This window comes from Paraburkholderia sp. BR10936, from assembly GCF_040965735.1.
In the GTDB taxonomy this organism is placed as follows: Bacteria; Pseudomonadota; Gammaproteobacteria; order Burkholderiales; family Burkholderiaceae; genus Paraburkholderia; species Paraburkholderia nodosa_A.
The window spans coordinates 174,260-198,293 of record NZ_JBFRCM010000012.1 but is presented as its reverse complement, the minus strand read 5'-3'; the positions used below and the strand labels follow the sequence as shown (position 1 = coordinate 198,293).

Below are 24,034 nucleotides of genomic sequence, written 5' to 3'. Positions count from 1 at the left end.
TGTTTCCGGAAATGCCGCAGGACAAGTGACAGACCGACATTGACATTCCGCTCGTGTAACCGGAGGCGATCGAGCGCGGCGACTATCTGGTCGCCGCGGTCCGGGTGGCTATCGGTCCAACGCGTGCTTTAGCCGAATCGCGCGGGCAAATACGGCGTGGGATCGATGAACGGCGTTTCGCCGACGATCTGCTCGGCGACGAGGCGCGCCGTGACGGGCCCGAGCGTAAGCCCATGATGATTGTGACCGAACGCGAACCACAGTCCCGCATGGCGCGGGGCAGGCCCAAGCAGCGGGCGCATGTCGGGCGTGCAGGGGCGCAGGCCCATCCACGGCGTTTCGTCCAGCCGCGCGCCGAGGCCGAACACGCGGCGCGCCTCGCGCTCGGCGGCGTCGAGCTGCGCGTAGTTGGGCGGACGCTCGCGCGTGGCAAGCTCTACGCCCGTGGTCAGACGCAGGCCGCGGCGCATCGGCGCGACCACATAACCGCCTTCGATATCCACCACCGGACGCACGAGCGGCGCACGCGCCTCGCTCGCGTAGTGCATGTGATAGCCGCGCTTGACCATGAGCGGCACGCGGTAGCCGAGCGGCTGCGTCACGAGATCCGACCAGGGGCCGAGCGCCACGACCGCAAGCTCGGCGCTTACCGGTCCTGCGTCGGTCTGCACTCGCCAGCCCTTGCCGTCGGGCATCAGCGTGCGCGCGTCGCCCTGTGCAAAGGCACCGCCTTCACGCAGGAACAGTTGCGCATAACCCTTCGTCAGCGCGCCAGGATCCGCCACGCTCGCGGGATCGATCCAGTGAATCGCGCCCGCATAGCCCGCGCTCAGAGAAGGCTCCAGTGCGATGAGGCCCGGCGCGTCGAACATCTGCACATGCAGGCCGTGTGCGTCGGCCACGCCCTGCGCCGCGCGCATTTCGCGCTCGAAGCCGGCGGGCGAGCGCCACGCTTCGAGCCAGCCGATGGGCCGCACGATATCGCGCAAGCCCGCGCGCGCGATCAGCGCGTCGTGCTCGGCTACGCTGCACTCGATGAGCGGCAGCATGTCCCGCGCAGCGTGCGCGAGGCGCGCCGGCGAAGACTCGCGCCAGAACGACGCGAGCCAGCGCGCGTAGGCGGGCAACGAGCGCACGTCGTAGCGCAGCACAGTCGAGTCGTTGCGCACGAGGCGCAGCAGCGTGCGCCAATCGCGTGGAAAGCCATACGGCACCACCGACGACGACTCGATCAACCCCGCATTGCCATGGCTCGTTTCCTCGCCGGGCCCGCGCCGGTCGACGAGCGTGACCTGCACGCCGCGCGCCTGCAGATGCAGCGCGACGCTCACGCCGACGATGCCCGCACCGAGAACGATCGCGCTCTGGCTCATGAATCGGCTCTGGATTCCAAAGTGATCGACATCACTTCGCGACGATATCGCGGCCGAAATACTTCATCGACAGCTTCGTGAGCGTACCGTCCTGGCGCAGCGAATCGATCGCGGCCACCACCTTCGCCTTGAGCGCCGCGTCGTCCTTGCGCATGCCGAAGCCCGTGCCTTCGCCGAGCGTGGCCGGGTCCTTGAGCGGCGCGCCCGCAAATTCGAAGCCCTTGCCCTGCGGTTTCGAGAGGAAGCCGTCCGTGGCAGTCTGCACTTCCTGCACCGCGCCGTCCAGGCGCCCGGCCGCGAGGTCCGCGAAAATCTGGTCCTGGTTCTCGTAGGTGACGACGTTCACGCCCTGCGTGCCCCAGTGCTTGCGGACATAGTCTTCCTGCGTCGAGCCTTGCAGCACGCCAACAGACTTGCCCTTCAGGCTCGCGGGCGTGGGCTGCAGACCCGAGCCGCTCTTTGCGACCATCTGGATCGGCATCACGTAGATGGCGGGCGTGAAGGCGATCTGCTGACGCCGCTTCTCGGTGATGTTCATGGCCGAATTGATGACGTCGAACTTGCGCGCCTCGAGCGCGGCGATCAGGCCGTCGAAGCTGTTCTCCACCCATACGCACTTCATCTGCAGTTTCTGGCACACCGCGTTGCCGATATCGATGTCGAAGCCTTGCAGATCGCCCGAAGGCGTCTTGCTCTCGAACGGCGGATAGGCGGCCTCCACGCCGAAGCGCAGCGTTTTCGGGTCCTGCGCGTGCGCCGCGCCCGCCGTCATGCCCGCGAGGCACGCAAGGCTGGCCGCAGCCGCAAAGCGAATCATCTTCCTGTTCATCGTCGTCACCCAATTCGTAATAAGTGTCTGTTCAAGTGTGCTGCGCTTCGTGCGGCGCCCTTTCACGAGGGCCCCGGCCGCAGGAGGAATATAGACGAAAAATAAAAATAAAGTCTAGAATGGACAAAAATGTCTACACCGCGACTCCGGAGCCCCACCATGAACGAGATGTCCCCAGCCTTCGCCGCGCCGCTCGTCGTCGACGCCGCCCAGGTGCGCGCCGCCCTGCCGAGCCTCGACGTGCGAGGCGAACTCGCCCGCCTGTTCGCCTCGCTCGGCCGCGGCGATGCCGTGCAGCCGCCGCAAACCCTGACGCTGTTCCCGAAGCAGGCCGGCGACTTCATCACCTATCTCGGCGTGCTCGCCGAAGCGGGCGTGTTCGGCGCGAAGCTCTCGCCGTACATCGTGGGCGCCGAGGGCCAGCCGCCCATCATCACCGCATGGACCGCGCTGATGTCGATGAAAACGGGCCAGCCGCTCATGTGGTGCGACTCGGCGCTGCTCACGACCGAGCGCACCGCGGGCACCACGGCGCTCGCCGTCGATCAGCTTGCGCCGCGCGAGGCGAAACGCCTGGCCGTGATCGGCTCGGGCGCGGTCGCGCTGGCGCATCTTCGTCACGTTGCGCCGCTTCGCGCGTGGGAGAGCATTCGCGTGTTTTCGCCGAAGCTCGCCGGCGACGCACAACGCCAGGCCGAACTGCGTGCGCTGGACGCACGGGCAAGCGTGGCGCAAACGCCCGATGCCTGCGTGCACGACGCCGACGTAGTGATGCTGTGCACCTCGTCCGGCAAGCCCGTGCTAGCGCTGGACACGCTCACGAAACCCGCGCTCATCACCTCGATCAGCACGAACGTCGCACACGCACATGAAATCGATCCGGCCGCGCTGCCCTCGCTCGACGTGTACTGCGACTATCGCCACACCACGCCGCAAAGCGCGGGCGAAATGGTGCTGGCCGCGCGCGAGCACGGCTGGTCGCCCGATGCGATCGCGGGCGATCTCGCGGAACTCGCCAACGACGCCTGCCCGCGCCCGGCGTACGCGCGCCACGCGTTCTTCCGCTCGATCGGCCTTGGCCTCGAAGACATGGCCGTCGCGAACGCGCTGTACGAGCATCTGCAAAGCGCACGCTGATGCCCGTTGATGCGCGGCGTCGAGCGAACGCAGTATCATCGATGTCCTTTCTGCCGCAACCCGGTTCCAGCCCGATGCCGAAACGAGAAGACGAGAAAACCCGCGTGAAGAAGACCGCCAGCCCGAAGACCGCGCGCGACCTGCTGCTCGCGCGCTACGCGCACGTGGCGGACAGCATCACCACGCTGTTCTTTCCGTTCGCGGAGGTCGTGATTCACGACCTCTCGGACCAGACCGTGGCGTATCTCTCGAACAATCTCTCGAAGCGCGAGGTCGGCGACGACTCCGCGCTCGAAGACGTCGAGGAAACCACGCGCAACAAGCTGCTCGGGCCCTACGAGAAGGTGAACTGGGACGGGCGGCGCATGCGTTGCGTGAGCACGGCGCTGTTCGACGATGAAGGGCACGCGGCGGGTGTCATGTGCATCAACTTCAACATCGCCGCGTTCGACGACATGCAGGCCACGCTCAACCTCTTCCTGCGCGGCGCAGGCGTAATCGCACAGCCCGAGGAGTTGTTCAGGGACGACTGGCAGGAGCGCATCAACACCTTTCTGCACGGCTGGCTGCGCGAGCGGCAGATCGCGCTCAACTCGCTCACGCGCGAACACCGCCGCGAACTGGTCGAGGCGCTGCACGCCGAAGGCGCGTTCAAGGGCAAGAGTTCCGCCAACTATGTGGCGAAGGTGCTGGGCATGGGGCGCGCGACGGTCTACAAGCATCTGCGCGAAATGAAGGCGGACGCCGAATAGCGCCCCAACCCATGCCTGACTAGAAGCGCCAGTACAACGGCGCAATGAACACAACCACCGCCATCGACCACAACACGATTAGCGCACCGATCTTCCAGTAGTCGCCGAACGCGTAGGCACCCGGCCCGTACGTGACGATGTTCACCGGCGTGCTCATTGGCGTGAGGTGGGCTGCGCCCGCGCCCAGCGCGACCGCGATCAGGAACGGCGTCGCGGACACCCCGAGTTCCCGCGCTGTGGCAACCGCAATCGGCACGGTCACGAGCGCGGAAGAGTTGTTGGAGATGACCTGGGTCAGCACCGCAGCGACGACGAAGAGTCCCGCCATCACGGCGCGCGGGCCGCCGGAGCCGACGATCTGGATCACATAGTCGCCAAGCAGATACGCGAGCCCGGTCTTCGACATCGCAGTGGCGAGCGGGATCAGCGCGCCGACCAGCACGCAGGTGTTCCAGTCGATGGAATACAGCTGGCTCAGCTTGATCACGCGTGTCAGCACCATCGCCGTCACGCAGATCAGCGTGGCCACGGCGGCCGGCACGACATTGGTCGCAAGCAGCACGACCAGAACGGCGAGAATGACAAGCGCCTCGCGAGCGCCGCGACTGAGCGCGACAGTCTGGCGCCGGACGGCCTGCGGCGCATCGACCATCAGGATCTGCGGGTCGGAGAAGTGCTTGTCCAGCGCCTCCCATGTGCCACGAAACAGCAGATGGTCGCCGGCGAGCAGATGCGTGGAGGGTCCCGGCACGTCTTCCCCACTGCGCTGGACGGCAAGCACGATCAGGTCTCCTTCGTGCGTCGCCATACCCGGAAACACGGCTTGACCGATCAACGCGGAGCGCTGCGGGATCACCACTTCGGCAAGGCCTGACGTACGGTTGAACAACGCGTTGGTCACTGCCTGCGATTCCCGGTACGGCTCGCGAATGGCGAGGTGCAGGTCGTTTGCCAGCCGGGCGACAACCTGCGCGTCGCCGCGCACGAGCAGGTGCTGTCCCTCGAGCGCAGCTTGCCCGCCCAGCTCCGCATCCTCTTCGTCCATGAGCCCGAGGACGCTGAGGCCCGGGTATTGCGACAGATCGATGTCGGCCACCGTCTTGCCGATAAACGGCGACCCGGCACGTACGCGCAGCCGGCACACGTCCTCGGCCATGCGGTACTGTTCGACGAGCGTATGCGCATGCTGGCTGAAATCGGCCGGCAGCGATCCCGAACTGCGTTTGGGCAGCAAGAGCGGCCCCAGCACCAGAATGATGACGAGGCTGCCCGCGAAAAGCGGCAGGCCGACAATCGACCATTCGAAGAAGCGGATCGGCGCGCCGCCTGCCGCATCGGCCGCGCTCGCCGCGATGACATTCACAGGACTGCCTAGCAGTGTGAGCTTGGCGCCGGTCAGGCACGCAATCGACACCGGCATCATCAGTTGGGAAGGCTCGAGCCGGGTGCGTACGCAGACGATGACCGCGATCGGCAACATCGCGACAACGGCGCCGTTCATGCCGATCAATGCCGTCGAGATCGCGGACAGGATCAGCAGCGAAGCGATGAGCCGTTTCTGGCTCTGGCCGGCATGACGAATGAGCCACTGGCCCGCCCACGTGCCCACGCCGGTCGTCTCGAGGCCGATCCCGACGCCGAGCAGCGCGGCGATGAAGACGATGAGCGGATCGCCGAATCCGCCCAACGCCTCGTGCATCGTCAGCACGCCGGTAAGGTAGAGCGCGAGCAGCGACATGACGGCGACCACCGCCGCCGGCAGCTTGTTCCAGATGAACAGCACCATCGTTACAGCGAGGATGAGCGAGGTAACGATCATCGGGTTCATGTGTTCGACCCTTCGTGCGACTTCACAGTGCACTAGTCCGCCGTCAGCAGCCGCGAAAGCTAGTAGCCCAGCGCCGCGCCGTCTCCGCGCGGATCGGCGCCGCCTTCATAAAAGCCCTGTTCGCGATCGACCCGGATCGCGTGCGCATGTCCCATGTTGTCGTTCCAGTGCGTGACCATCTGCACGGGCTGACCCCGGCGTTTCAGTTCGCGCACGACTTCGTCGGAGATGCGTCCCTCGAGCGACATGTTGCGCGATTTGGTGCCCCAGGTGCGGCCCATCAGCCAGCGCGGCGCTTCGATGGCCTGCTGCACGTCGTAGCCGAAGTCCACGATCCGCGTGACGAGCGCTGCCTGCGTCTGCGGCTGCCCTTCGCCGCCCATCGAACCGAACGCGAGGCAAGGCTTGCCGTCGCACGACATCAGCGCCGGGATCAACGTATGGAAGGTTCGCTTGCCCGGCTGCAGACTGTTCGGATGATGCTCGTCCAGCGAGAAGAACGCGCCGCGGTTCTGCATGATGATGCCGGTGTCGCCACCCATCACCGCGCTGCCGAAGTCGTGATAAATCGACTGGATCAGCGACACGACCATCCCGTCCTTGTCCGAGGCGCAGAAGTAGCAGGTGTCGCCGTCCGGCGCGCGGCGCTCGTGCGGATGCTGACACGCAATGCCCGCGGGCACGGTTGCGATGTCGAGCGCGCGTTCGGGGTCGAGCAGTTTGCGGCGCTCATCGCAATACGCCTTGGAGATGAGTTCGTCCACCGGTATCGCGACGAAATCCGGGTCGGTCAGCCACTCCTCGCGGTCGGCAAACGCGATCTTCACCGCTTCGGCGAGGTGGTGATAGTAGTCTGCCGTGCCGTCGCCCCACGCGGTGACGTCGTAGCCTTCGATCAGATTCAGGATTTGCAGCGGCGTGAAGCCTTGGGTGTTCGGGGGCAGCTCATACACCGTATTGCCCCGGTACGTCGTGCTGATCGGCGTCACCCACTGCGCGTGATACGCGGCGAAGTCGTCCGCCTGCAGCGGCGAGCCCGCCTGACCGATCGCGCCGCAGATCCGTGCAGCAAGATCGCCTTCGTAAAATCCCGCCCGCGCGCCTTGATCGGCGAGATGCTGCAGCGAGCGTGCGAGTGCACTTTGCACGAGCCGTTCGCCGTCCGCCGGCACGCGGCCGCCCGGCAGGAACACCGCCGCGGTTTCGGGATATTTCGTGAGGATCGGCACGTCCTGCGCCGTCCAGTCCGCGAGCGAGCGGCTCACCGGCACGCCGTCGCGAGCGTAGCCGATCGCCGGCCCAAACAGGTCCGCCCATGTCAACCGCCCGAAGCGCTCGTGGGCAAGACGCCAGCCGTCAATCGCGCCCGGCACGGTGAGCACGGCCTGTGGCCCGCGCGCCGCGATTTCGTCGGCACCCGCGCTGCCCCGATAGCGGGCCAGTGTGGCTTGCTGCGCAGCGGGTCCGCTCGCATTGATGGCGTACACCTGCTCGCTCTTGCCGTCGGCGATCAGCCAGAATCCGTCGCCGCCCAGTCCCGCCATGTGCGGGTACGCGACGCACAGCACGGCGTTCGCGGCAATCGCGGCATCGACTGCCGTGCCGCCGCGTTGCAGCATGGTAAGGCCAGCCTGGCTGGCGAGATAGTGAGGAGTCGACACCATCCCTTGCGGTGCGCGGGTGGGCGGCCGACCGGTGCGAGGGCCGTTTGGATGACTCATGATGAATGCGCTCCCGTGATGTTGATCCGGCAAAGCGACACGCTCCAACGCGCGAAAGCGGCGAGTCGATCAGGAAGCTCGATCGTCGAACTCGACGCCCGCGTCTCTGACCTTGTCTTTGGAGTGATCCATGAAGCGCGTGATGATCGGCAGCGCGCCGCCGGCAATCACGCATAGCAGGCCGAGGCTCAGCAGCAGCGTGTTACCGGTGGTCGCGCCCCTGCTGGTGAGCGGAAAGGCGAGGAACATCAGGATCAGCGCCACCGTTTCTGCCACGAGCTTGTCCATGCCGATCACCTCACGCGAGCATGACGAGAACAATCGTGCCTATCCCGGTGAGGATGGCCACGATGATCGTCCACGGGATGGCGAGTTTCATGACCGCGCCTTCCTGCCCCTTGATACCGGTGATGCTGGTGGCCAGCACGATATTCGCGGGGCCGATGGCGTTGCCGTAGGCGCTGCCTGCGGCCTGCGCCGCCACGATCGCCTCCACGGGCAGCGAATGCAAATGCGCGACGTCGCTCTGCAAGCCGCCGAACAGGACGTTCGATGCGGTGCTGCTCGACGTCATGAACGCGCCAAGCGCGCCAATCACACTGGCGATGCCCGCGTAGACGAGCGGGGGCGAGGCGTCGGCAATACCGTGCGCGAGCACCATGGTCTGTCCGCTGTGATCGAGAACCCGGCTCGTCACGAGGAACGCGATGACCGGCAGCGACGCGGGCACGCCATCCACGATGAGCGAGCGCCCGAGGTTTTCCTTGCCATGACGCGACTGCCACGCCCCGTAGTAGCCATTCGCGCGATACACGATCCACACGATGATGGCCGATATCAGCAGCATCGTGCCCGGATGGGTGAACGGCGCAAACGGCGCATAACGTGTGACCGCCGCGTTCGTCACGCCGAACCCTGTGGTCACTTCGGGAAACGGCAGACCGATGCGGAACTGCCGCAAGGCGTTATTCAGCGGATCGATCAGCAAAATACCCAGCGTGACGACCGTGAGCACGACATACGGCAGAAAAGCCATGCCGATGCTCATCACCGGCTCGCTCGCCTCCGACTCGGTACGGACCGCCGTTTCGTCCATTGCGGGCCGCTCCGGCACATCGGCTTGCGGAACCGGCTCGCTGAAACGGCGCCAGCGAGAGAGCGGGTACAGTGCGATCATCGCAATGGCCGCCGCGAGGAACGTCGAGAGTTCCGGGCTCAGGAACGCGAAAATCAGTTGCCCAAAGCCGAGTATCGTGCCAAGAATCAGGACAAGCGGCCATGCATGACGCACTGCGGCCCAGCGTCCGTACAACCATACGATCAGCAGTCCACCAAAATAGGTGGGAATCAACAGCAGTAGCGAGGATTCGAATGCGGCCCGCGTCACGTCCTGTACATCCGCCACCTGCAAGGTCGCCAGCCAGCCGACGCCGAGCGTGCCGAAGAACCGGGCCCATGCATGCGCAATGATCGAAATGGCGGCTGCATAAACCGGCCTGACGCCAATTGCGAGCAGAAGCGGAGCCACAACGGCAATCGGCGCGCCGAAGCCCGCGATACCCTGAAGAAACGATGAAAAGACCCAGCCGAGCCCGAGAATGACGAACAATTCATTCCGGCTAAAGCGGGAAATCCCGTGCCGCAGGGCGTCGTATCCGCCAGCCTGTTTGGTGATCTGATAGAGCAACAATGCCGGCCACATAACGTACAGGATGAATATGGCGTCCCATACGCCCTTGGCGCTTGCGACAGTCAATGTCCCAAGTGGAGTGCGGAATGCGAAAAAGGCGATCAAACCCGCCACGAACATTGCACCCGGACCGGCCTCAGGCGCGCGCCAGCGAAGCGGCACGAGAAAGACGAGCAGCGCGACGATCGAAAGTGTTGCCAGAATCCAGTGAATCAGATCGACCGGAATTGATGTGTCAGTCATCTCCTTCCCTCATACCGACACAGTCTCCGCTGACGTTGGGAGATTCGGCTCGGAAATCGATTTAACTGATGATAGTCGCTTTTGTTTAAGCCGCAAGCTAAAAATCCAGTGACTTATTTCGTTGTGCAACATTTTTCCGATTTGAGTGGCTTATCCCTTCTTCGAAAATTATTTTGTTATTTAACGTCGTTCTCAATCGATTACCGACATTCGAATAAAGCGAAAAACTATCTCGTGAACGAATCGCAGGTTTCCCTCGATTTCTGTCAACAATGATTGCGTGCGCAATGAAACATCGGCATTTCGGCAGGCGAGACGTCCCGCACGCTTTGACGCCGTTTCGCACTAGGCCAGGTTTGCTAACGCAATCGACCGTTGCGCGATACATCGCCCCTGAAAGCGAATGGCAGCCGAAAAACACAGCTTTCGGACACGTCCCCGATTCGCGGCTCATGTCAGGCGCTTGCCAGCACTGACGCAGGAATGACTGTTCAGCTCACCGGCCACCGTGCGCGCCCATCGCATGAAAGCCTGCGCTGATGCTCGACCTCGCGTCTGAGCAGTTCGCGGTGCAGCGTCATGGTCTGTATGATGTCGCGCATCACGCAAAGCAAGTCTTCTCCTGCCACGCTGGCGGTGCCGCATTCCCGCTGACGCTGGACGCACACCGTGAGCGCCGCCAGCCGCCGTCGAGCTTCCGCGAGGTGAAGGTCTGCGGTCAGAAGCTCGAGTTCCTCGGTCGATGGGTCGTTCATGATGCCCCTCTCCGGATTCGCCGCAATCGGCCGCAACGAATGGCAAGGCTGGCACCGCGACCAGCCCAGTATATGCCTCGCAGCTGGGATGTTGCTGCACCTGACGCAGCCGCGTTCAGGATCGCTGTTGTCGACCTACGATCCGCGACGCAATGGCCTGCTCTCGACGCGCACGCGGGTCCGGAACGCGTGAGGATGCCGGTCGAAACTATCGCTGTACAAATGAAGGCGGCGGCGTAGTATGAAAACATCCGTCGACTGCGACCGATCCCGCCGCTCCTCCTGCTGCCACTTCTCAGGGATCGCGCCGCTCCCCTCCATCGCAGACCACGAGTACCGCCGGCCGAAGATTCGGACGGCTTGCGGATTCCTCACTGGGATTCAGGGAGAGACCTATGCGTTCAGATCCAGACCGCTTTCATATCGACCCAACGCCACGCCGGGCGGATGGGGAATACATGGCGCACGTGCGCATCAGCACCAGGCGAATCGATGGGAGCGAGTGCGAAGTCCATTCCAGCGGCGATCTCGCGGGATTCGACGCGCGCGAGGATGCGATTGCCTACGCAGAAAATTGGGCGAAGCGATGGCTGGATGCCCGCTTTGGCTAGGGTGTCCCATCGGTTGCTCCGCGCAATTGCCGCGCCGCGGCCTGCTCGGGATGGGGCCATGCCAGGCTAAAGGAAATCGCAGCCGTGTCGTTATACCGGGGGCGAATCCAAATGTTCCAGAATGGTGATGGTCGCTGGCATGCCGTACGCGGGAAGAACCCGGTTTCTCGAGAAACGACGCAGTTTTCGGGACGCCACAGAGCTGCGTCTTTTCCTGGAGAGTGCGGCGGAAAGTTCGCGCCTTCTCGCTGTGGCGGTCCAACTCTTCGGGCTGGTGTCGTGGCTCATGTCCCGGGCATTCGCGAATCCCCATGCGCGCTTCGATGTGCCGGGCACGCTGGTAGCCGCCAGCGGCATCCTCCTCGCGATGGGCATGACGTACGCCTCACGGGGACTGCGAATGGACGCGCTGGGCCGGTTCGCATGCGCAGCGTTCGTGGCACTGGCGTTTCACTCCAATATGCCCGGCACCGGCAATCCTGCGTTCTGGGTCCTGCCGATCGGCGTGGCGATCAACGTGGGCATGGCCCCGGTGATCTCCGGGTATTTCAACTATCTCGCAAGTGCACTGACTGTCTGGCTGATCATATCCCACGGCGAGGTGGTCGCGCTGATGTCCTCACAGGACCGCAACTGGATTTTGCTGTTTGCGCTCGCCGCCCTTGCGCTCGGTCTCCTGCTCAATCTCCTGTTTACACAGGAGCGGAAAAAGACATTTCTGGTACAGCGCGAACTGGTACGACTCGCATTCAGGGACACACTCACCGGCATTGCGAATCGCCGTAGCTTCATGCTGGAGGTCAATGAATGCCAGGACCGCCGGTCCAGTGAGGAATTCTGGCTGTTGCTCATCGATGTCGACGACTTCAAGCAAATCAACGACACCGCGGGGCACGACGCCGGCGACGAGGTCCTGGCCGCCGTGGCGCGCACCATCGAGGAAAGCGCCAGCCCCCACCTTTGCGGTCGCCTTGGCGGCGAAGAGTTCGGCGTGATCTTCCCGGGCAACCAGCAAAGCGCCAAAACCCTCGCACGTGAAATCTGCGGCACCGTAGCGGCGGCGCGAATTTCCGGACACAGGGTGACGGTCAGTATTGGGGTCTCGAGCATCTCGGAGCTGATCGGTGTACCCGAAACGTTTCGGCTCGCCGACCGTGCGCTCTACGAAGCGAAACGGCAAGGCAAAAACCGATGCGTGGTCGCCGAACCGGCGTCGTGGTGACGCGCCTCGCGGCACAGCGCGATGCTGTGTCACTATGGCCCGAAGATGCCCTGACACCCGAAGCGGAAGCCGGCCTCGTCAAGGAACTCACCAACGTTCTGATCCACGCGGAAGGCTACGATCCCGGCAACCGGATTGCGCAGGGCGTGACTGTGCTCTATCTGCACCGGCCGGCCGCCGTCTATGTCGCCGGGGAGCCCTCGGCGCTGCCGCGCTACCGCATCGTTCCTTCTGCGCCGGAAGATCAGTACACCGATACATCCCGCGTTAATGCGCGTAGACCGGACCGAGCCCGGGCGTGTCCTGCCGGGACGAAACCGTAGCCGCACCGGCGCCTGCCGCCGACGAGCCGTCCGCCACGCCGCCATCCTGAAGCCACCGCGCCGTTCGGGCGGGCGCGCCTGTCCCAATCGTCTGAATGTTGCGGATGCCGGGCTAGTGCGTGTGGCACGCCGTTCCTGGCCGCCCCGCACCGCTTTTGTATCGCCATGTATCTGGCCGCCGCGTGGAAACATGGACATACACAAAGCCGACCCTCCCGACACGTTCGGGATACATCGGCACGCTTCAATACGTCAACCGGGCAAACCGCCCCGCACGAACCCTGGAGTCGCGAAACATGTCCTGCACCGAAACCGTTCCGCATACCACTGAAGCATCGGGCGGCGTGAGCGCGCAGATCGCCCGCCACTGCCTGCTGACGCGCACCCGGCAGATCGCACGCGTACTGACCGGCCTTTACGACGACGCGCTACGCCCGCTCGGCATCAGCTCATCCCAGCTTTCGCTGCTCGTGCTCGTCGCGGAGTACGGCCCGTTGAGCCGCGCCGCGCTCGGGCGCAAGAATCATCACGACCGCACGACGCTCACGCGCAACCTGCAGCCGCTCATCGCGCACGGCTGGGTCGCCGATGGCGAGCCCGGTGGCGATGGCCGCAGCCGTGCGCTCTCGGTGACGCAAGCGGGCCGCGCCCTGCTTCAGACCGCAGGATCTGCGTGGTCGACCGCGCAACAGCGCGCCGCCAGCGTGCTTGGCCTCGAGGGCGCGAGCGCGCTCATGAACATCGCGGCGGATCTCCCGTCAGCCACCGTCTAATCTTTCTTCATCGTCAATGTTGCATATGCAACACCATCAGGAGCCTGCAATGAAAGTCGTCAAAGCCGCCGCCGTCCAGATCAGCCCCGTGCTCTACAGCCGCGAGGCAACGGTTGCCAAGGTCGTGCAGAAGATTCTCGAACTCGGCCGCAAAGGCGTGCAGTTCGCCACGTTCCCCGAGACCGTGGTGCCGTATTACCCGTACTTTTCCGCGGTGCAAACGCCCATGCAATTGCTAGCGGGCACCGAGCATCTGCGCCTGCTCGAACAGTCCGTGACGGTGCCCTCGCCCGCCACCGACGCGATCGGCGAGGCCGCACGGCAAGCGGGCATGGTGGTCTCGATCGGCGTGAACGAGCGCGACGGCGGCACCATCTACAACACGCAACTGCTCTTCGACGCCGACGGCACGCTGATCCAGCGCCGCCGCAAGATCACGCCCACGCATTTCGAGCGCATGATCTGGGGCCAGGGCGACGGCTCGGGCCTGCGCGCCGTGGACAGCAAGGTGGGCCGCATTGGCCAGCTCGCCTGCTTCGAGCACAACAACCCGCTCGCGCGCTACGCAATGATCGCCGACGGCGAGCAGATCCATTCGGCCATGTATCCCGGCTCGGCTTTCGGCGAAGGCTTCGCGCAACGCATGGAAATCAATATCCGCCAGCACGCGCTGGAATCCGGCGCCTTCGTCGTGAACGCAACCGCGTGGCTCGACGCCGACCAGCAGGCGCAGATCATGAACGACACGGGCTGCGCGATCGGGCCGATCTCGGGCGGCTGCTTCACCACCATCGTCGCGCCGGACGGCACGCTGATCGGCGAACCGCTGCGCGAGGGCGAAGGCGAAGTCATCGCCGATCTCGACTTCTCGCTGATCGACCGTCGCAAGATGCTGATGGATGCGGCCGGCCACTACAACCGCCCGGAACTGCTCAGTCTGCAGATCGACCGCACACCGGCGGCGAACGTTCATGAACGTGTGCAACACGCCGCTACGGCGACCGCAAACGAAGGCGAGGAGCCGCGCACGATCGTTGCCTGAGCGCGCACTGATGCGCAGGTTTCTTTCTTTTCTAAATGTGTATATACACTCTTTAGTGTTACGAAACAGGTAAGCGAAATGACCACTCAAAGCCAGCATGACCGTCCGATTCTCGTCACGGGTGCGGCAGGCGCAATCGGCGCCGTCGGCCGCAGCATCACCGAAAACCTGCTTGCGAAAGGACATCGCGTGCGCGCCTTGGTGCGCCGCGAGGACGCACGCGCCGACGAACTGCGCCGTCTCGGCGCGCAGGTCGTGCTCGGCGATCTGACCGATCTCGATTCGATGCACCGCGCCATGGAAGGCGTCTCGCGCCTGTACTTCGGCATGTCGGTGTCGCCTGCGTATCTCGAAGCGACGATCAACACAGCGGCCGTTGCACGCCATCACGGCGTGGAAGCGTTCGTGAACATGTCGCAGATGACCGTCTCGCAGATGAGCATCACCGAAACCACCGACAGCGTGCAGCAAAAGCAGCACTGGCTCGCCGAGCAGGCGCTCGCCTGGTCGGGCCTGCCCGTCGTCACCGTGCGGCCCACGGTGTTTCTGGAGAGCTTCTTCCTGCTTCTAGCGGCAGAGGGCGTGCGCAAGCACGACGAACTCGTGCTGCCGCTCGGCCAAGGCCGGACCTCGCCGATCTCGTCGCTCGACGTGGCGCGTGCCGTCGCGGAGATCCTCGACAATCCGGCGCCACATATCGGCCAGGTCTATCACCTCACGGGCCTCGAGTCCCGCGATATGGAGCACTATGCCCGTCTCTTCTCCGAGGTCCTGGGCCGCACGATCCGCTACCGCGACGTGCCCGTCGAGGCATGGGCTGCGAAGCTGGGCGAGCTCGGGATAACCGCGCACGTCGTCAAGCATCTCGCGGTCATGGCCGAACTGCATGCGCAAGGCCGCTACGACCGCATGACCGACGACCTGCGCAAGCTCACGGGTCAGGCGCCGATCGGCATGCGCGAGTTCGTGACGCACCACGCCGCTGCATTTTCGAGCGGCACGACATCGGCCTGATGCGATGTGCGTTTGCGTGCCGGGACATCCGGCGCGAATTCCGTTGGCGAGCGATGCAAAACTTCAGCACATGCGCGCGCCAGCACCACTACGCCTGGTATTGCGAAGCATCCCCATACGCTCTGCCTCCAATATCAGAAAACGGAGTACCTATGTCTGACGATTTTCTCATCCCGTCGCCATCGCGCCGCCGCTTCATGGGCGCGACCGCGGCCGCCGTGGCCGCAGCCTCGCTGAGCCAGCTGGCGTTCTCGCAAACCCTGCAAGGCATCACCGAAGTCAAGTCCGCACCGAACGGCGACAAGACCGCGATTCGCCCGCTGCGCGTGCATGTGCCCGAAGCGCAGCTCGTCGATCTGCGACGCCGCATCAAGGCCACGCGCTGGCCCGACAAGGAAACAGTGAACGACGATTCGCAAGGCGTGCCGCTCGCAATGATGCAGGAGGTCGCCCGCCACTGGTCGACCGACTATGACTGGCGCCGCTGCGAAGCGAAGCTGAACGCGCTGCCGAATTACGTGACCGAAATCGACGGACTCGATATTCACTTCATTCATGTGCGCTCGAAGCACGAGAATGCGATGCCGCTCATCGTCACGCACGGTTGGCCTGGCTCGGTCATCGAGCAGTTCAAGATCATCGATCCACTGACCAATCCCACGGCTTACGGCGCGAGCGCCTCAGACGCCTTTCATCTGGTGATTCCGTCGCTGCCGGGCTATGGCTTCTCGGCCAGGCCGACCGAAGTGGGCTGGGGCCCCGAGCGGACCGCGCGCGCGTGGGTCGTGCTGATGAAGCGCCTTGGCTACGACAAGTTCGCGGCGCAAGGCGGCGACCTGGGCGGTATCGTCGCGAACGTGATGGCCAAGCAGGCGCCGCCTGAACTGCTCGGCATTCACGTGAATTTCCCGGCGACGATTCCGCCCGAAATCGCCAAGGCGCTGCAAGCCGGCTCGCCCCCGCCAACCAATCTCGGCGACGACGAAAAGCACGCCTACGAGCAGCTCGCGAGCGCAGCCAAATCGCGGCGCGCCTACGCGCTCGAACAGGGCACGCGCCCGCAAACGCTCTATGGGCTCTCGGATTCGCCGATCGCGCTGGCCAGCTGGCTGCTCGATCACGGCGACGGCTATATCCAGCCGGCCGCGGCGCTCACCTCGGCCGTATACGGGCGCGACGTCAACGGCGAATCGGCGGGCGCGATGACGCGCGACGACGTCCTCGACGACATCACGCTCTACTGGCTGACGAACACGGGCATCTCGGCCGCTCGCTTCTACTGGGAGTCGCACTTCAATTTCCTGGCCGCCGCCGATGTATCGGTGCCGGCCGCGGTGAGCGTCTTCCCACGCGAGAACTATCAGGCGCCGCGCAGCTGGACCGAGCGCGCCTACCACGACCTCATCTATTACAACCGGCCCGACAAGGGCGGCCACTTTGCGGCGTGGGAACAGCCGCAACTGTTCGCGCAAGAGGTGCGAGCGGGCTTGCGGCCGCTGCGGCAGCAATAACGCGCTGCCATCTCTCCAAGGCGCCGGGACGCGACTTCCGGCGCCGACCTGAAACCGAAGGAACATCCGACATGAAATTCAACGACACTGCGCCTGTATTGGCGCCCGAAAACACGCCGCCGCTTTGGCTGGCGAGACTGGCAAACAATGCAACGCTGGAAGCGACCGTCCTGAAGCGTCCGATAGAGGGCCGCGCGGACATCCTTTCCGTGATCAGACATGCCGTTTCTCTCTATGAGTTCCAGCATCACAGCTACAAAGGGGAAATCGGCGACAGCCTCTATCTGGAGTCCTACCGGTCGCAGATCCACGGACAACCCATCGAGACCGTAGTCGTCGCGCATTTAAACGAGAACGGTGAAACGGACTCGGTCGTCATCAACCATCGACCGCTCGAGGCTGCGCTGCTATTTTCGGCACTGATGTGGGAGCGGGTAGACGAACGATTCCGCGACTACTATTTGAGCGGACCGGAAGCGGCGGCCATAAAAACGGCGTAGTTCGGCAAGCGGCGTTGAGCCGCCTGCGGCCGTCAATGCATGAAAGCAAAAGCCTGCTCGGCAAACAGAATGACCGCAACCACGATCATCGTCGCGCCGGACAGCTGGCTCACCCTGCGGGCAGCCGTTGGCCGGGTCGTCAGAATGGCCTTCGATCCCACGCCGACGACGGAGTACACCGACGCGCAATTGATCATGTGCAGCAGACCCAGCGCCACGATCTGCGTGGAGACCGGCCACAAGGCATCGCGCCGCGTGAACTGCGGCAGGAGCGCGACGAACAACAGAATGGCCTTCGGATTGAGACCGCTGATCGCGAATCCGCGCAACGACCATCGCCACCGGCTGCTCTCGTCCTGCGCCTGTCCAACCGGGAGTTCCGATGGCCGCATGAATGTCCTGATGCCCAACCAAACCAGGTAGGCCCCGCCAACGGCAGTCAGTACAGGAAGCACGCCGGGGACGCTCATCACCAGCGTTCCCACACCTGCTGCCACGATCAGCGTGATCGCGAGATAGCCGGCCAGCATGCCGCCAACGGCAGGCGCAACCGCGCCGCCGCGCAGTCCCGCCGAAATCACGTACGCCCAATCCGCGCCGGGGACCATCACCAGCGAGATCGATACGATCCAGAACGCCGTCAACAAACTGGCTTCCACTTCTACACTCGCTTCCTGTCAAGCGGGCGCCACCGCCCGAAGGCGCAAATGGTAGGCCCTGGGACGCGAAAAGTGCTCCCTATGTCTTGCGTGTTGCGGGCGCTGAACGCTAATATTTAGCGCATGGACGCGATCGATCGAAAAATTCTTGCTGAGATCCAGCAGGATGGACGAATTTCTCTCACCGAGCTGAGCGAGCGGGTTGGCTTGAGCGTCTCCCCATGCCAGCGGCGGCTGCGCGCGCTGGAGAGCGAGCAGGTGATCAGCGGTTACCGCGCCACGATCGACGCTTCGGCAGTCGGCCTGAATTTTTCCGCGATCGTCTTCGCGACCTTGCGCGAAGGCAGCAGTGAGAACGTGCAATCGTTCGAGGACGCGCTCATCGACATTCCCGAAATCACGCGCGCGGAGCGTCTGTTCGGCGAACCCGACTACATGCTGCATGTCGTCACGCGGGATCTGAAGGCGTTCCAAACCCTCTATGATCGCCGGCTTCTGCCGCTGCCGTCGGTACTGCGGCTGACGTCGACGCTCGTGATGAAGAGCATCTTTCAGGACCGGCCGCTTCCGTTGTGATCGTGACTTGACGTTAGCGTCAAGGAACCTCCTTTTTCACGCTGCTTGCACTCCTGGCTGGATTTGCGCGAACTGCGCATTGAGTACGACACAACCTCCCCGACGACCGGTCCGCAGCACCCCCTTCGCCCGGCGAGGCACTCCGCACGACCGGCAACGCATCAGGAACCGCACATGAATTCAGGCAAATCAACCAGACGCGGGCTGCCAGGCAAGCGCGAACTCGAAGCGATGTCGGCGTTCCGGTATGACCTGCGCAAGTTTCTGCGGGCGTCCGAAGAAATTGCCAACGCCGCGGGCATCACGACGCTCCAGTACCAGTTGCTGCTGCACGTATGCGGCTTTCCCGATCGCAACTGGGCGACCGTCGGCGAACTCGCGGAGCGGTTACAGGCGGCCCCGAATGGCACTGCAGCGCTCGTCTCGCGCTGCGAATCGGCCGGGCTCGTGACGCGCAAACCCGATCCCGCCGACCGGCGCCAGGTGCAGGTCCATCTCACGGCGAAGGGCAAGATGTTCCTGCTCGAACTCGCGGCCGAGCACAAGGCGGTCTATGGCGCGTTCGGCTGGGTGTTCGACGAGGCCGGCAGCTAGCCCTTCCCGCAGCGGATCTATTGGTCTGGCGCGGGGGAAAAGGCAATTTATGTCACAATGTGCCTTAAATGCCATTTTCTCCGGCCAGCCATGCGATTTTCGAACATTTTTGATCGGCGCACGATTATGCGAAGCCATCGGCGCTGGCGCTATTTCGGCGTGTTCTGGGCCGGCGCCATCGCCACAGGGCTCATCGCGGTCATGTACGCGCGGCTCATCGACTTCGGCTTCGACGTCTTTGTGAAGATGACCGCCCATAACGGGTGGTTGCCGCTTGTCATCACGCCGGCCATCGCCGCGTTCAGCGTCTGGGCCACGCGCCGCTGGTTTCCGGGTTCCGAGGGCAGCGGCATCCCGCAGGTCATCGCGACGTTGCACGATGTGCGCGGACTCGGCCCGCGCCTTCTTACGCTGCGCATCCTGATCGGCAAGATCGCCCTGTCGTTTCTCGCGATTCTCGGCGGATTCACGATTGGCCGCGAAGGGCCGACCATCCACGTGGGCGCGGCGCTCATGTACAGTCTGCGGCGCTTCTACCCGGCGCGCCTGCGCAGCATGTACGGCGTCGGCCTCGAATACAAGCTCGCGCTCGCGGGCGCGGCCGCCGGACTTTCCGCTGCGTTCAATGCGCCGCTCGCGGGCGTGGTCTTCGCCATCGAGGAACTCACACGCAGCTTCGAGGCGAAAACCAGCGGCGTGATCATCACGGCCATCATCTTTGCAGGCGTCGTCTCACTCGCGCTGCAAGGCAACTATGTGTATTTCGGCACCATCGCCATCGGCGGCCATTTTCCCGATCTGCTCGCCGTCGCCGTCATCCTCGTCGGCGTGATCACCGGCCTCGCAGGCGGCGTGTTTTGCTGGCTGCTGCTCAACACCGAACGATGGATGCCGGCCCGTTTGTTCGCTCTCCGAAAGGACAGCCCCGTAGCGTTCGGCGCGCTGTGCGGATTGTTCATCGCCGTGATCGGCGTGGCGAGCGGCGGCCACCTGTTCGGCAGCGGCTATTCGGAAGCGCGCGGCATGCTCGAAGGCCACTCGCAGCTCGGCGCCGCTTATCCTGTGCTGAAAATGGCCTCGATGGTGGGCTCGTACCTGCCGGGCACGCCGGGCGGCCTTTTTGCGCCGTCGCTGGCGATCGGCGCCGGCATCGGCAATGCGCTGCACATGGTGTTCGGGCAGATGCAACTGCCGATGCTGATCGCGCTCGGCATGGTCGGCTATCTGGCCGCCGTCACGCAAAGCCCGATCACGGCATTCGTCATCGTCATCGAAATGATCGACGGGCACGCACTCGTGATCTCGTTGATGGCAACGGCGCTCGTGTCGAGCCAGGTCTCGAAGCTGTTCGCGCCGCCGCTGTATGAAGCCCTGGCGCATCGCTATCTGAAGCAGTGACGCGCGCTGAGACGTCCGTTCGTGAGAACGGACGTCTACCCAAACCCCCGCCTCTCTTTGCTCGAGCCATCCGCGCTCGCCCGCCCCGGCCACCGAAAGCGCACTTCACATCGTGAAATTCAGCTTGAATTCCCGAAGCGGCGCCGTTTCGCTTTGTGAAAACATGTTCTACAGCGCAAAAATTGTTCGCTATCTAGTTGATAAATAACGAATAAATAACTCATATGTCTTATATAAGACTTTGCTGCGACGCATCAGGAAGCCCCTACAATTGAGCCATGCAGTTCGCTTCGACGTACGTGGCGGCACGCTGAACCCCTTTCATTCAATCGCGCTTTGCTCTTCGGAGACTTAGGAGATACACATGGCTCAATATCAGGACGACATCAAGGCAGTGGCTGCTTTGAAGGAGAAACAAGGCAGCGCCTGGAATGCCATCAACCCCGAATCCGCCGCACGCATGCGGGCCCAGAACAAGTTCAAGACGGGCCTCGACATCGCGAAGTACACGGCGAAGATCATGCGCGCCGACATGGCCGCCTACGATGCCGATCCATCGAAGTACACGCAGTCGCTGGGCTGCTGGCACGGCTTCATTGGCCAGCAGAAGATGATCTCCATCAAGAAGCACTTCAACAGCACCGAGCGCCGCTACCTTTACCTGTCGGGCTGGATGGTGGCCGCGCTGCGCTCCGAGTTCGGCCCGCTGCCGGACCAGTCGATGCACGAGAAGACCTCCGTCAGCGCGCTGATCCGCGAACTGTACACCTTCCTGCGCCAGGCCGACGCCCGTGAACTGGGCGGCCTGTTCCGTCAGCTGGACGCCGCTGTTGGCCCGGCCAAGGCGGCCATCCAGGAGAAGATCGACAACCACGTCACCCACGTCGTGCCGATCATCGCCGACATCGACGCGGGCTTCGGCAACGCGGAAGCCACCTACCTGCTGGCCAAGCAGTTCATCGAAGCGGGCGCATGCTGCATCCAGATCGAAAATCAGGTGTCCGACGAGAAGCAGTGCGGCCACCAGGACGGCAAGGTCACCGTGCCGCACGAGGACTTCCTGGCCAAGGTCCGCGCGATCCGCTACGCCTTCCTCGAACTGGGCGTGGACGACGGCATCATCGTCTGCCGTACCGACTCGCTGGGCGCCGGCCTGACCAAGCAGATCGCCGTGACCCACACGCCGGGCGACTTGGGCGATCAATACAATTCGTTCCTCGACTGTGACGAAATCGCGGCCGACGCGCTGGGCAACGGTGACGTCGTCATCAAGCGCGACGGCAAGCTGCTGCGTCCGAAGCGCCTGCCGAGCAACCTGTTCCAGTTCCGCGCCGGCACGGGCGAAGCACGCTGCGTCCTCGATTGCATCACCTCGCTGCAAAACGGTGCCGACCTGCTGTGGATCGAAACCGAAAAGCCGCATATCGCCCAGATCGCCGGCATGGTCAACGAGATTCGCAAGGTCATCCCGAACGCCAAGCTGGTGTACAACAACAGCCCGTCGTTCAACTGGACGCTGAACTTCCGCCAGCAGGCGTATGACGCGATGAAGGCCGCGGGCAAGGACGTGTCGGCCTACGACCGCGCCCAGCTGATGAGCGTGGAGTACGACGAGAGCGAACTGGCGAAGGCCGCGGACGAAAAGATCCGCACCTTCCAGGCCGACGCGTCGCGCGAAGCCGGTATCTTCCATCACCTCATCACACTGCCGACGTATCACACCGCTGCGCTGTCGACCGACAACCTCGCCCGCGAATACTTCGGCGACCAGGGCATGCTGGGTTATGTCGCTGGCGTGCAGCGCAAGGAAATCCGTCAGGGCATCGCCTGCGTCAAGCACCAGAACATGTCCGGCTCGGATATCGGCGACGACCACAAGGACTATTTCAGCGGCGAAGCGGCGCTGAAGGCGGCGGGTAAAGACAACACGATGAATCAGTTCTGACACCTGTCATTCCTGACGTAAAAACGCCAACTCAATCGGGTTGGCGTTTTTTTATGCGTCGAGATCGCTCGCCGGGACCTCAGCCGCAGGAACGAAGAATGCGACTCCGGAGGGGGATTCAACCACCGGAGCGCACAATCATGTCCCATCGACTCAAAACAGGCGATCGCGTCACGTGGAACACCCCGGAAGGCATGACGACGGGCACGGTCGTCCGCCGGATCATCAGGGATACGGAACTGGAAGGCCACACTGTCGCCGCGTCGAAGGACGACCCGTATTACGAGGTCGAAAGCGAGAAAGACGGTCAGCACGCGGTGCAACCGGCCGACGGACTGGAAAAGGTGCACAAGCACTGACCTGCGCGGAATTACACGGTCGAATTCGTCGGCCCCGGAGCTTGACCACCTCTTTGAGGGACAGGCTCTCCGTTCCCTGATACAACTCGAAACGTACTGTGCACGATGAGTCGGTAAACTTGTCGTGCGGGCAGGCCGATGGCTTGCCGAAACGCACCTGCTGTTACCCCTCATCACCCTTTCCCCGGCACCCGGCGGTACGCCCGCGCCGGGGAATATGACCTGGAACGTATTGTGGACGACCGATTCGACCGGCGCGAACTGTTGCTGCACCTTGGAGATGTCCTGGAAGCGATGCGCAACGTCGGCGCGACTCAAGCCTTTTCGCCCATTGCGCTCCTTGCTTCGCGCGAGCCTTCCCTGCAGGCGTTGCCCTTTCTGCAGCACATGTCGCCTCGCTTGCGCGCAAGAGATTTTCTTGAACGGGCCGCAAGCGCCTACGCGAGCTGGCCAAGGGCGCTTCTGGAGTCCGAACTCGATCGCGTCGAGCTTGCCTCGACGGTGCAGCGCGAACTCTTCGCGGACGATCCGCAAGGTTGGGCATCGTACGCCGCCTACGTCAGGCAGAAGGTCAGCTGGTTCGGACTCGAACTCGATAAGTCGGCGCACGCCTCGACAGCGGTGAACGATGATGACGAGGAGAACGGCGGAACTTCACCTACGCCTGCGATGAAGACGGGCTGGCCATGGAAGCCGATCGAGTAAGCTACGCTCCCCCCGCTTCGCTAATGCGATCGCCCGCGAGACCCCACCACCGAGGAGTTACCCATGCCGCTCGCTACCGCTACTGCCAGCCTCGCCGCCGACGCGCCCAACTACGTCGTCGCCATCGAGGCTGGCCGCCACCCGCTGACCGGCGACGAAGGCCCGCACGAAGGCGGCCAGGACCGCGGCCCCGCGCCATTTGCGTTCGTGCTGTCCGGGCTTGCCGCGTGCACGGCCGCCACGCTGCGCATGTACATGCAGCGCAAGACCTGGCCGGCCGCCGCGATCGCCGTCGAGGTCAGCCTGCATGCGGATCACGACGGGACCCAGTACATCCGGCGCGGCGTCGCAGTCGACGGACCGCTTGAAGAAGCGCAGCGCGCGCGCCTGGCCGAAATTTGCGAAAAGACGCCCGTCACGCTCTTCATCAAGCGCGGCACGCGCATCGACACGACCTTGCGCATTGGATGAACG

General features: G+C 63.8%; 26 protein-coding genes. 18 read left to right on the top strand and 8 right to left on the bottom strand.

Annotated elements, in window-relative coordinates; translation table 11 throughout:
- Window positions 1-128 precede the first annotated feature (128 nt).
- Together AB4Y36_RS24505 and AB4Y36_RS24500 are read right to left on the bottom strand one after the other, a co-directional pair.
- A complete protein-coding gene (locus AB4Y36_RS24505) occupies window positions 129-1,373 on the bottom strand; it encodes an NAD(P)/FAD-dependent oxidoreductase (protein ID WP_368684348.1) in 1,245 nt (414 codons plus the stop codon).
- 31 nt (window positions 1,374-1,404) lie between these two features.
- Window positions 1,405-2,202, bottom strand: a complete 798-nt coding sequence (locus tag AB4Y36_RS24500) for an ABC transporter substrate-binding protein (RefSeq protein WP_069262113.1) — start codon at window positions 2,200-2,202, stop codon at window positions 1,405-1,407.
- Between the two features lie 159 nt (window positions 2,203-2,361).
- Between AB4Y36_RS24500 and AB4Y36_RS24495 the strand changes: the two genes are divergently transcribed.
- Window positions 2,362-3,339 carry an ornithine cyclodeaminase family protein gene (locus tag AB4Y36_RS24495; RefSeq protein WP_368684347.1) on the top strand — a complete coding sequence of 326 codons (978 nt, stop codon included), beginning with the start codon at window positions 2,362-2,364 and terminating at the stop codon, window positions 3,337-3,339.
- 104 nt (window positions 3,340-3,443) lie between these two features.
- Entirely contained in the window at window positions 3,444-4,091 is a 648-nt protein-coding gene (locus tag AB4Y36_RS24490) for a transcriptional regulator (RefSeq protein ID WP_254316354.1), read from the top strand.
- Window positions 4,092-4,110: 19 nt separating this feature from the next.
- On the opposite strand, the gene AB4Y36_RS24485 is transcribed toward AB4Y36_RS24490, so the two are convergent.
- From AB4Y36_RS24485 to AB4Y36_RS24465, 5 genes are all read right to left on the bottom strand, one after another.
- Window positions 4,111-5,919, bottom strand: coding sequence for an SLC13 family permease (locus AB4Y36_RS24485; protein ID WP_342948144.1), 1,809 nt, complete (start codon window positions 5,917-5,919; stop codon window positions 4,111-4,113).
- Window positions 5,920-5,978: 59 nt separating this feature from the next.
- Window positions 5,979-7,640, bottom strand: a complete 1,662-nt coding sequence (gene ggt, locus AB4Y36_RS24480) for a gamma-glutamyltransferase (RefSeq protein WP_368684346.1) — start codon at window positions 7,638-7,640, stop codon at window positions 5,979-5,981.
- A gap of 69 nt (window positions 7,641-7,709) precedes the next feature.
- Window positions 7,710-7,928, bottom strand: coding sequence for an EmrB/QacA subfamily drug resistance transporter (locus AB4Y36_RS24475; protein ID WP_069262417.1), 219 nt, complete (start codon window positions 7,926-7,928; stop codon window positions 7,710-7,712).
- A 10-nt stretch (window positions 7,929-7,938) separates the two neighbouring features.
- Window positions 7,939-9,573 carry an L-lactate permease gene (locus tag AB4Y36_RS24470; RefSeq protein WP_368684345.1) on the bottom strand — a complete coding sequence of 545 codons (1,635 nt, stop codon included), beginning with the start codon at window positions 9,571-9,573 and terminating at the stop codon, window positions 7,939-7,941.
- A 491-nt stretch (window positions 9,574-10,064) separates the two neighbouring features.
- Window positions 10,065-10,328 (bottom strand): hypothetical protein, encoded by a 264-nt coding sequence (locus AB4Y36_RS24465; protein WP_368603155.1) that lies wholly within the window; start codon window positions 10,326-10,328, stop codon window positions 10,065-10,067.
- Between AB4Y36_RS24465 and AB4Y36_RS24460 the strand changes: the two genes are divergently transcribed.
- The 9 genes from AB4Y36_RS24460 (at window position 10,327) to AB4Y36_RS24420 (ending at window position 17,324) form a co-directional block, all read left to right on the top strand.
- On the top strand, window positions 10,327-10,521 hold the full coding sequence (locus AB4Y36_RS24460) for a hypothetical protein (RefSeq protein WP_342948147.1): 195 nt from the start codon (window positions 10,327-10,329) through the stop codon (window positions 10,519-10,521). The genes AB4Y36_RS24465 and AB4Y36_RS24460 overlap by 2 nt on opposite strands.
- Before the next feature lie 202 nt (window positions 10,522-10,723).
- Entirely contained in the window at window positions 10,724-10,939 is a 216-nt protein-coding gene (locus AB4Y36_RS24455; protein WP_069262118.1) for a hypothetical protein, read from the top strand.
- A gap of 121 nt (window positions 10,940-11,060) precedes the next feature.
- Complete coding sequence (locus tag AB4Y36_RS24450) at window positions 11,061-12,161, top strand: diguanylate cyclase (RefSeq protein ID WP_368684344.1); 1,101 nt, start codon at window positions 11,061-11,063, stop codon at window positions 12,159-12,161.
- Window positions 12,155-12,484, top strand: coding sequence for a hypothetical protein (locus AB4Y36_RS24445; RefSeq protein ID WP_368684343.1), 330 nt, complete (start codon window positions 12,155-12,157; stop codon window positions 12,482-12,484). Before AB4Y36_RS24450 ends, AB4Y36_RS24445 begins: the two co-directional genes overlap by 7 nt.
- A 296-nt stretch (window positions 12,485-12,780) precedes the next feature.
- Complete coding sequence (locus tag AB4Y36_RS24440; protein WP_069262120.1) at window positions 12,781-13,257, top strand: MarR family winged helix-turn-helix transcriptional regulator; 477 nt, start codon at window positions 12,781-12,783, stop codon at window positions 13,255-13,257.
- Between the two features lie 49 nt (window positions 13,258-13,306).
- Complete coding sequence (locus tag AB4Y36_RS24435; RefSeq protein ID WP_069262121.1) at window positions 13,307-14,299, top strand: carbon-nitrogen hydrolase family protein; 993 nt, start codon at window positions 13,307-13,309, stop codon at window positions 14,297-14,299.
- 78 nt (window positions 14,300-14,377) lie between these two features.
- Complete coding sequence (locus AB4Y36_RS24430) at window positions 14,378-15,313, top strand: NAD(P)H-binding protein (protein WP_342948153.1); 936 nt, start codon at window positions 14,378-14,380, stop codon at window positions 15,311-15,313.
- A 152-nt stretch (window positions 15,314-15,465) separates the two neighbouring features.
- Window positions 15,466-16,824 (top strand): epoxide hydrolase family protein, encoded by a 1,359-nt coding sequence (locus tag AB4Y36_RS24425; RefSeq protein ID WP_368617515.1) that lies wholly within the window; start codon window positions 15,466-15,468, stop codon window positions 16,822-16,824.
- A 71-nt stretch (window positions 16,825-16,895) separates the two neighbouring features.
- Window positions 16,896-17,324 (top strand): hypothetical protein, encoded by a 429-nt coding sequence (locus AB4Y36_RS24420; RefSeq protein ID WP_368684342.1) that lies wholly within the window; start codon window positions 16,896-16,898, stop codon window positions 17,322-17,324.
- Between the two features lie 32 nt (window positions 17,325-17,356).
- Here AB4Y36_RS24420 and AB4Y36_RS24415 read toward each other — a convergent pair whose 3' ends face one another.
- On the bottom strand, window positions 17,357-17,983 hold the full coding sequence (locus tag AB4Y36_RS24415; protein ID WP_342948156.1) for a LysE family translocator: 627 nt from the start codon (window positions 17,981-17,983) through the stop codon (window positions 17,357-17,359).
- A 123-nt stretch (window positions 17,984-18,106) separates the two neighbouring features.
- Here AB4Y36_RS24415 and AB4Y36_RS24410 point away from each other — a divergent pair, with 123 nt between their 5' ends.
- The 7 genes from AB4Y36_RS24410 (at window position 18,107) to AB4Y36_RS24380 (ending at window position 24,031) form a co-directional block, all read left to right on the top strand.
- Complete coding sequence (locus AB4Y36_RS24410) at window positions 18,107-18,559, top strand: Lrp/AsnC family transcriptional regulator (protein WP_069262125.1); 453 nt, start codon at window positions 18,107-18,109, stop codon at window positions 18,557-18,559.
- Window positions 18,560-18,733: 174 nt separating this feature from the next.
- Window positions 18,734-19,153 (top strand): MarR family winged helix-turn-helix transcriptional regulator, encoded by a 420-nt coding sequence (locus AB4Y36_RS24405; protein WP_368684341.1) that lies wholly within the window; start codon window positions 18,734-18,736, stop codon window positions 19,151-19,153.
- Window positions 19,154-19,243: 90 nt separating this feature from the next.
- Window positions 19,244-20,551, top strand: coding sequence for a chloride channel protein (locus AB4Y36_RS24400; protein ID WP_368684340.1), 1,308 nt, complete (start codon window positions 19,244-19,246; stop codon window positions 20,549-20,551).
- 364 nt (window positions 20,552-20,915) lie between these two features.
- The gene (locus AB4Y36_RS24395) at window positions 20,916-22,496 is read left to right on the top strand and encodes an isocitrate lyase (RefSeq protein ID WP_368617511.1); all 1,581 of its coding nucleotides are present in this window, start codon (window positions 20,916-20,918) and stop codon (window positions 22,494-22,496) included.
- Between the two features lie 140 nt (window positions 22,497-22,636).
- Entirely contained in the window at window positions 22,637-22,855 is a 219-nt protein-coding gene (locus AB4Y36_RS24390; protein WP_069262129.1) for a DUF2945 domain-containing protein, read from the top strand.
- Between the two features lie 138 nt (window positions 22,856-22,993).
- A complete protein-coding gene (locus AB4Y36_RS24385; protein ID WP_368684339.1) occupies window positions 22,994-23,560 on the top strand; it encodes a hypothetical protein in 567 nt (188 codons plus the stop codon).
- 63 nt (window positions 23,561-23,623) lie between these two features.
- Window positions 23,624-24,031: an OsmC family protein gene (locus tag AB4Y36_RS24380; protein ID WP_368603165.1), complete on the top strand. Its 408-nt coding sequence runs from the start codon at window positions 23,624-23,626 to the stop codon at window positions 24,029-24,031.
- Window positions 24,032-24,034: the final 3 nt, after the last annotated feature.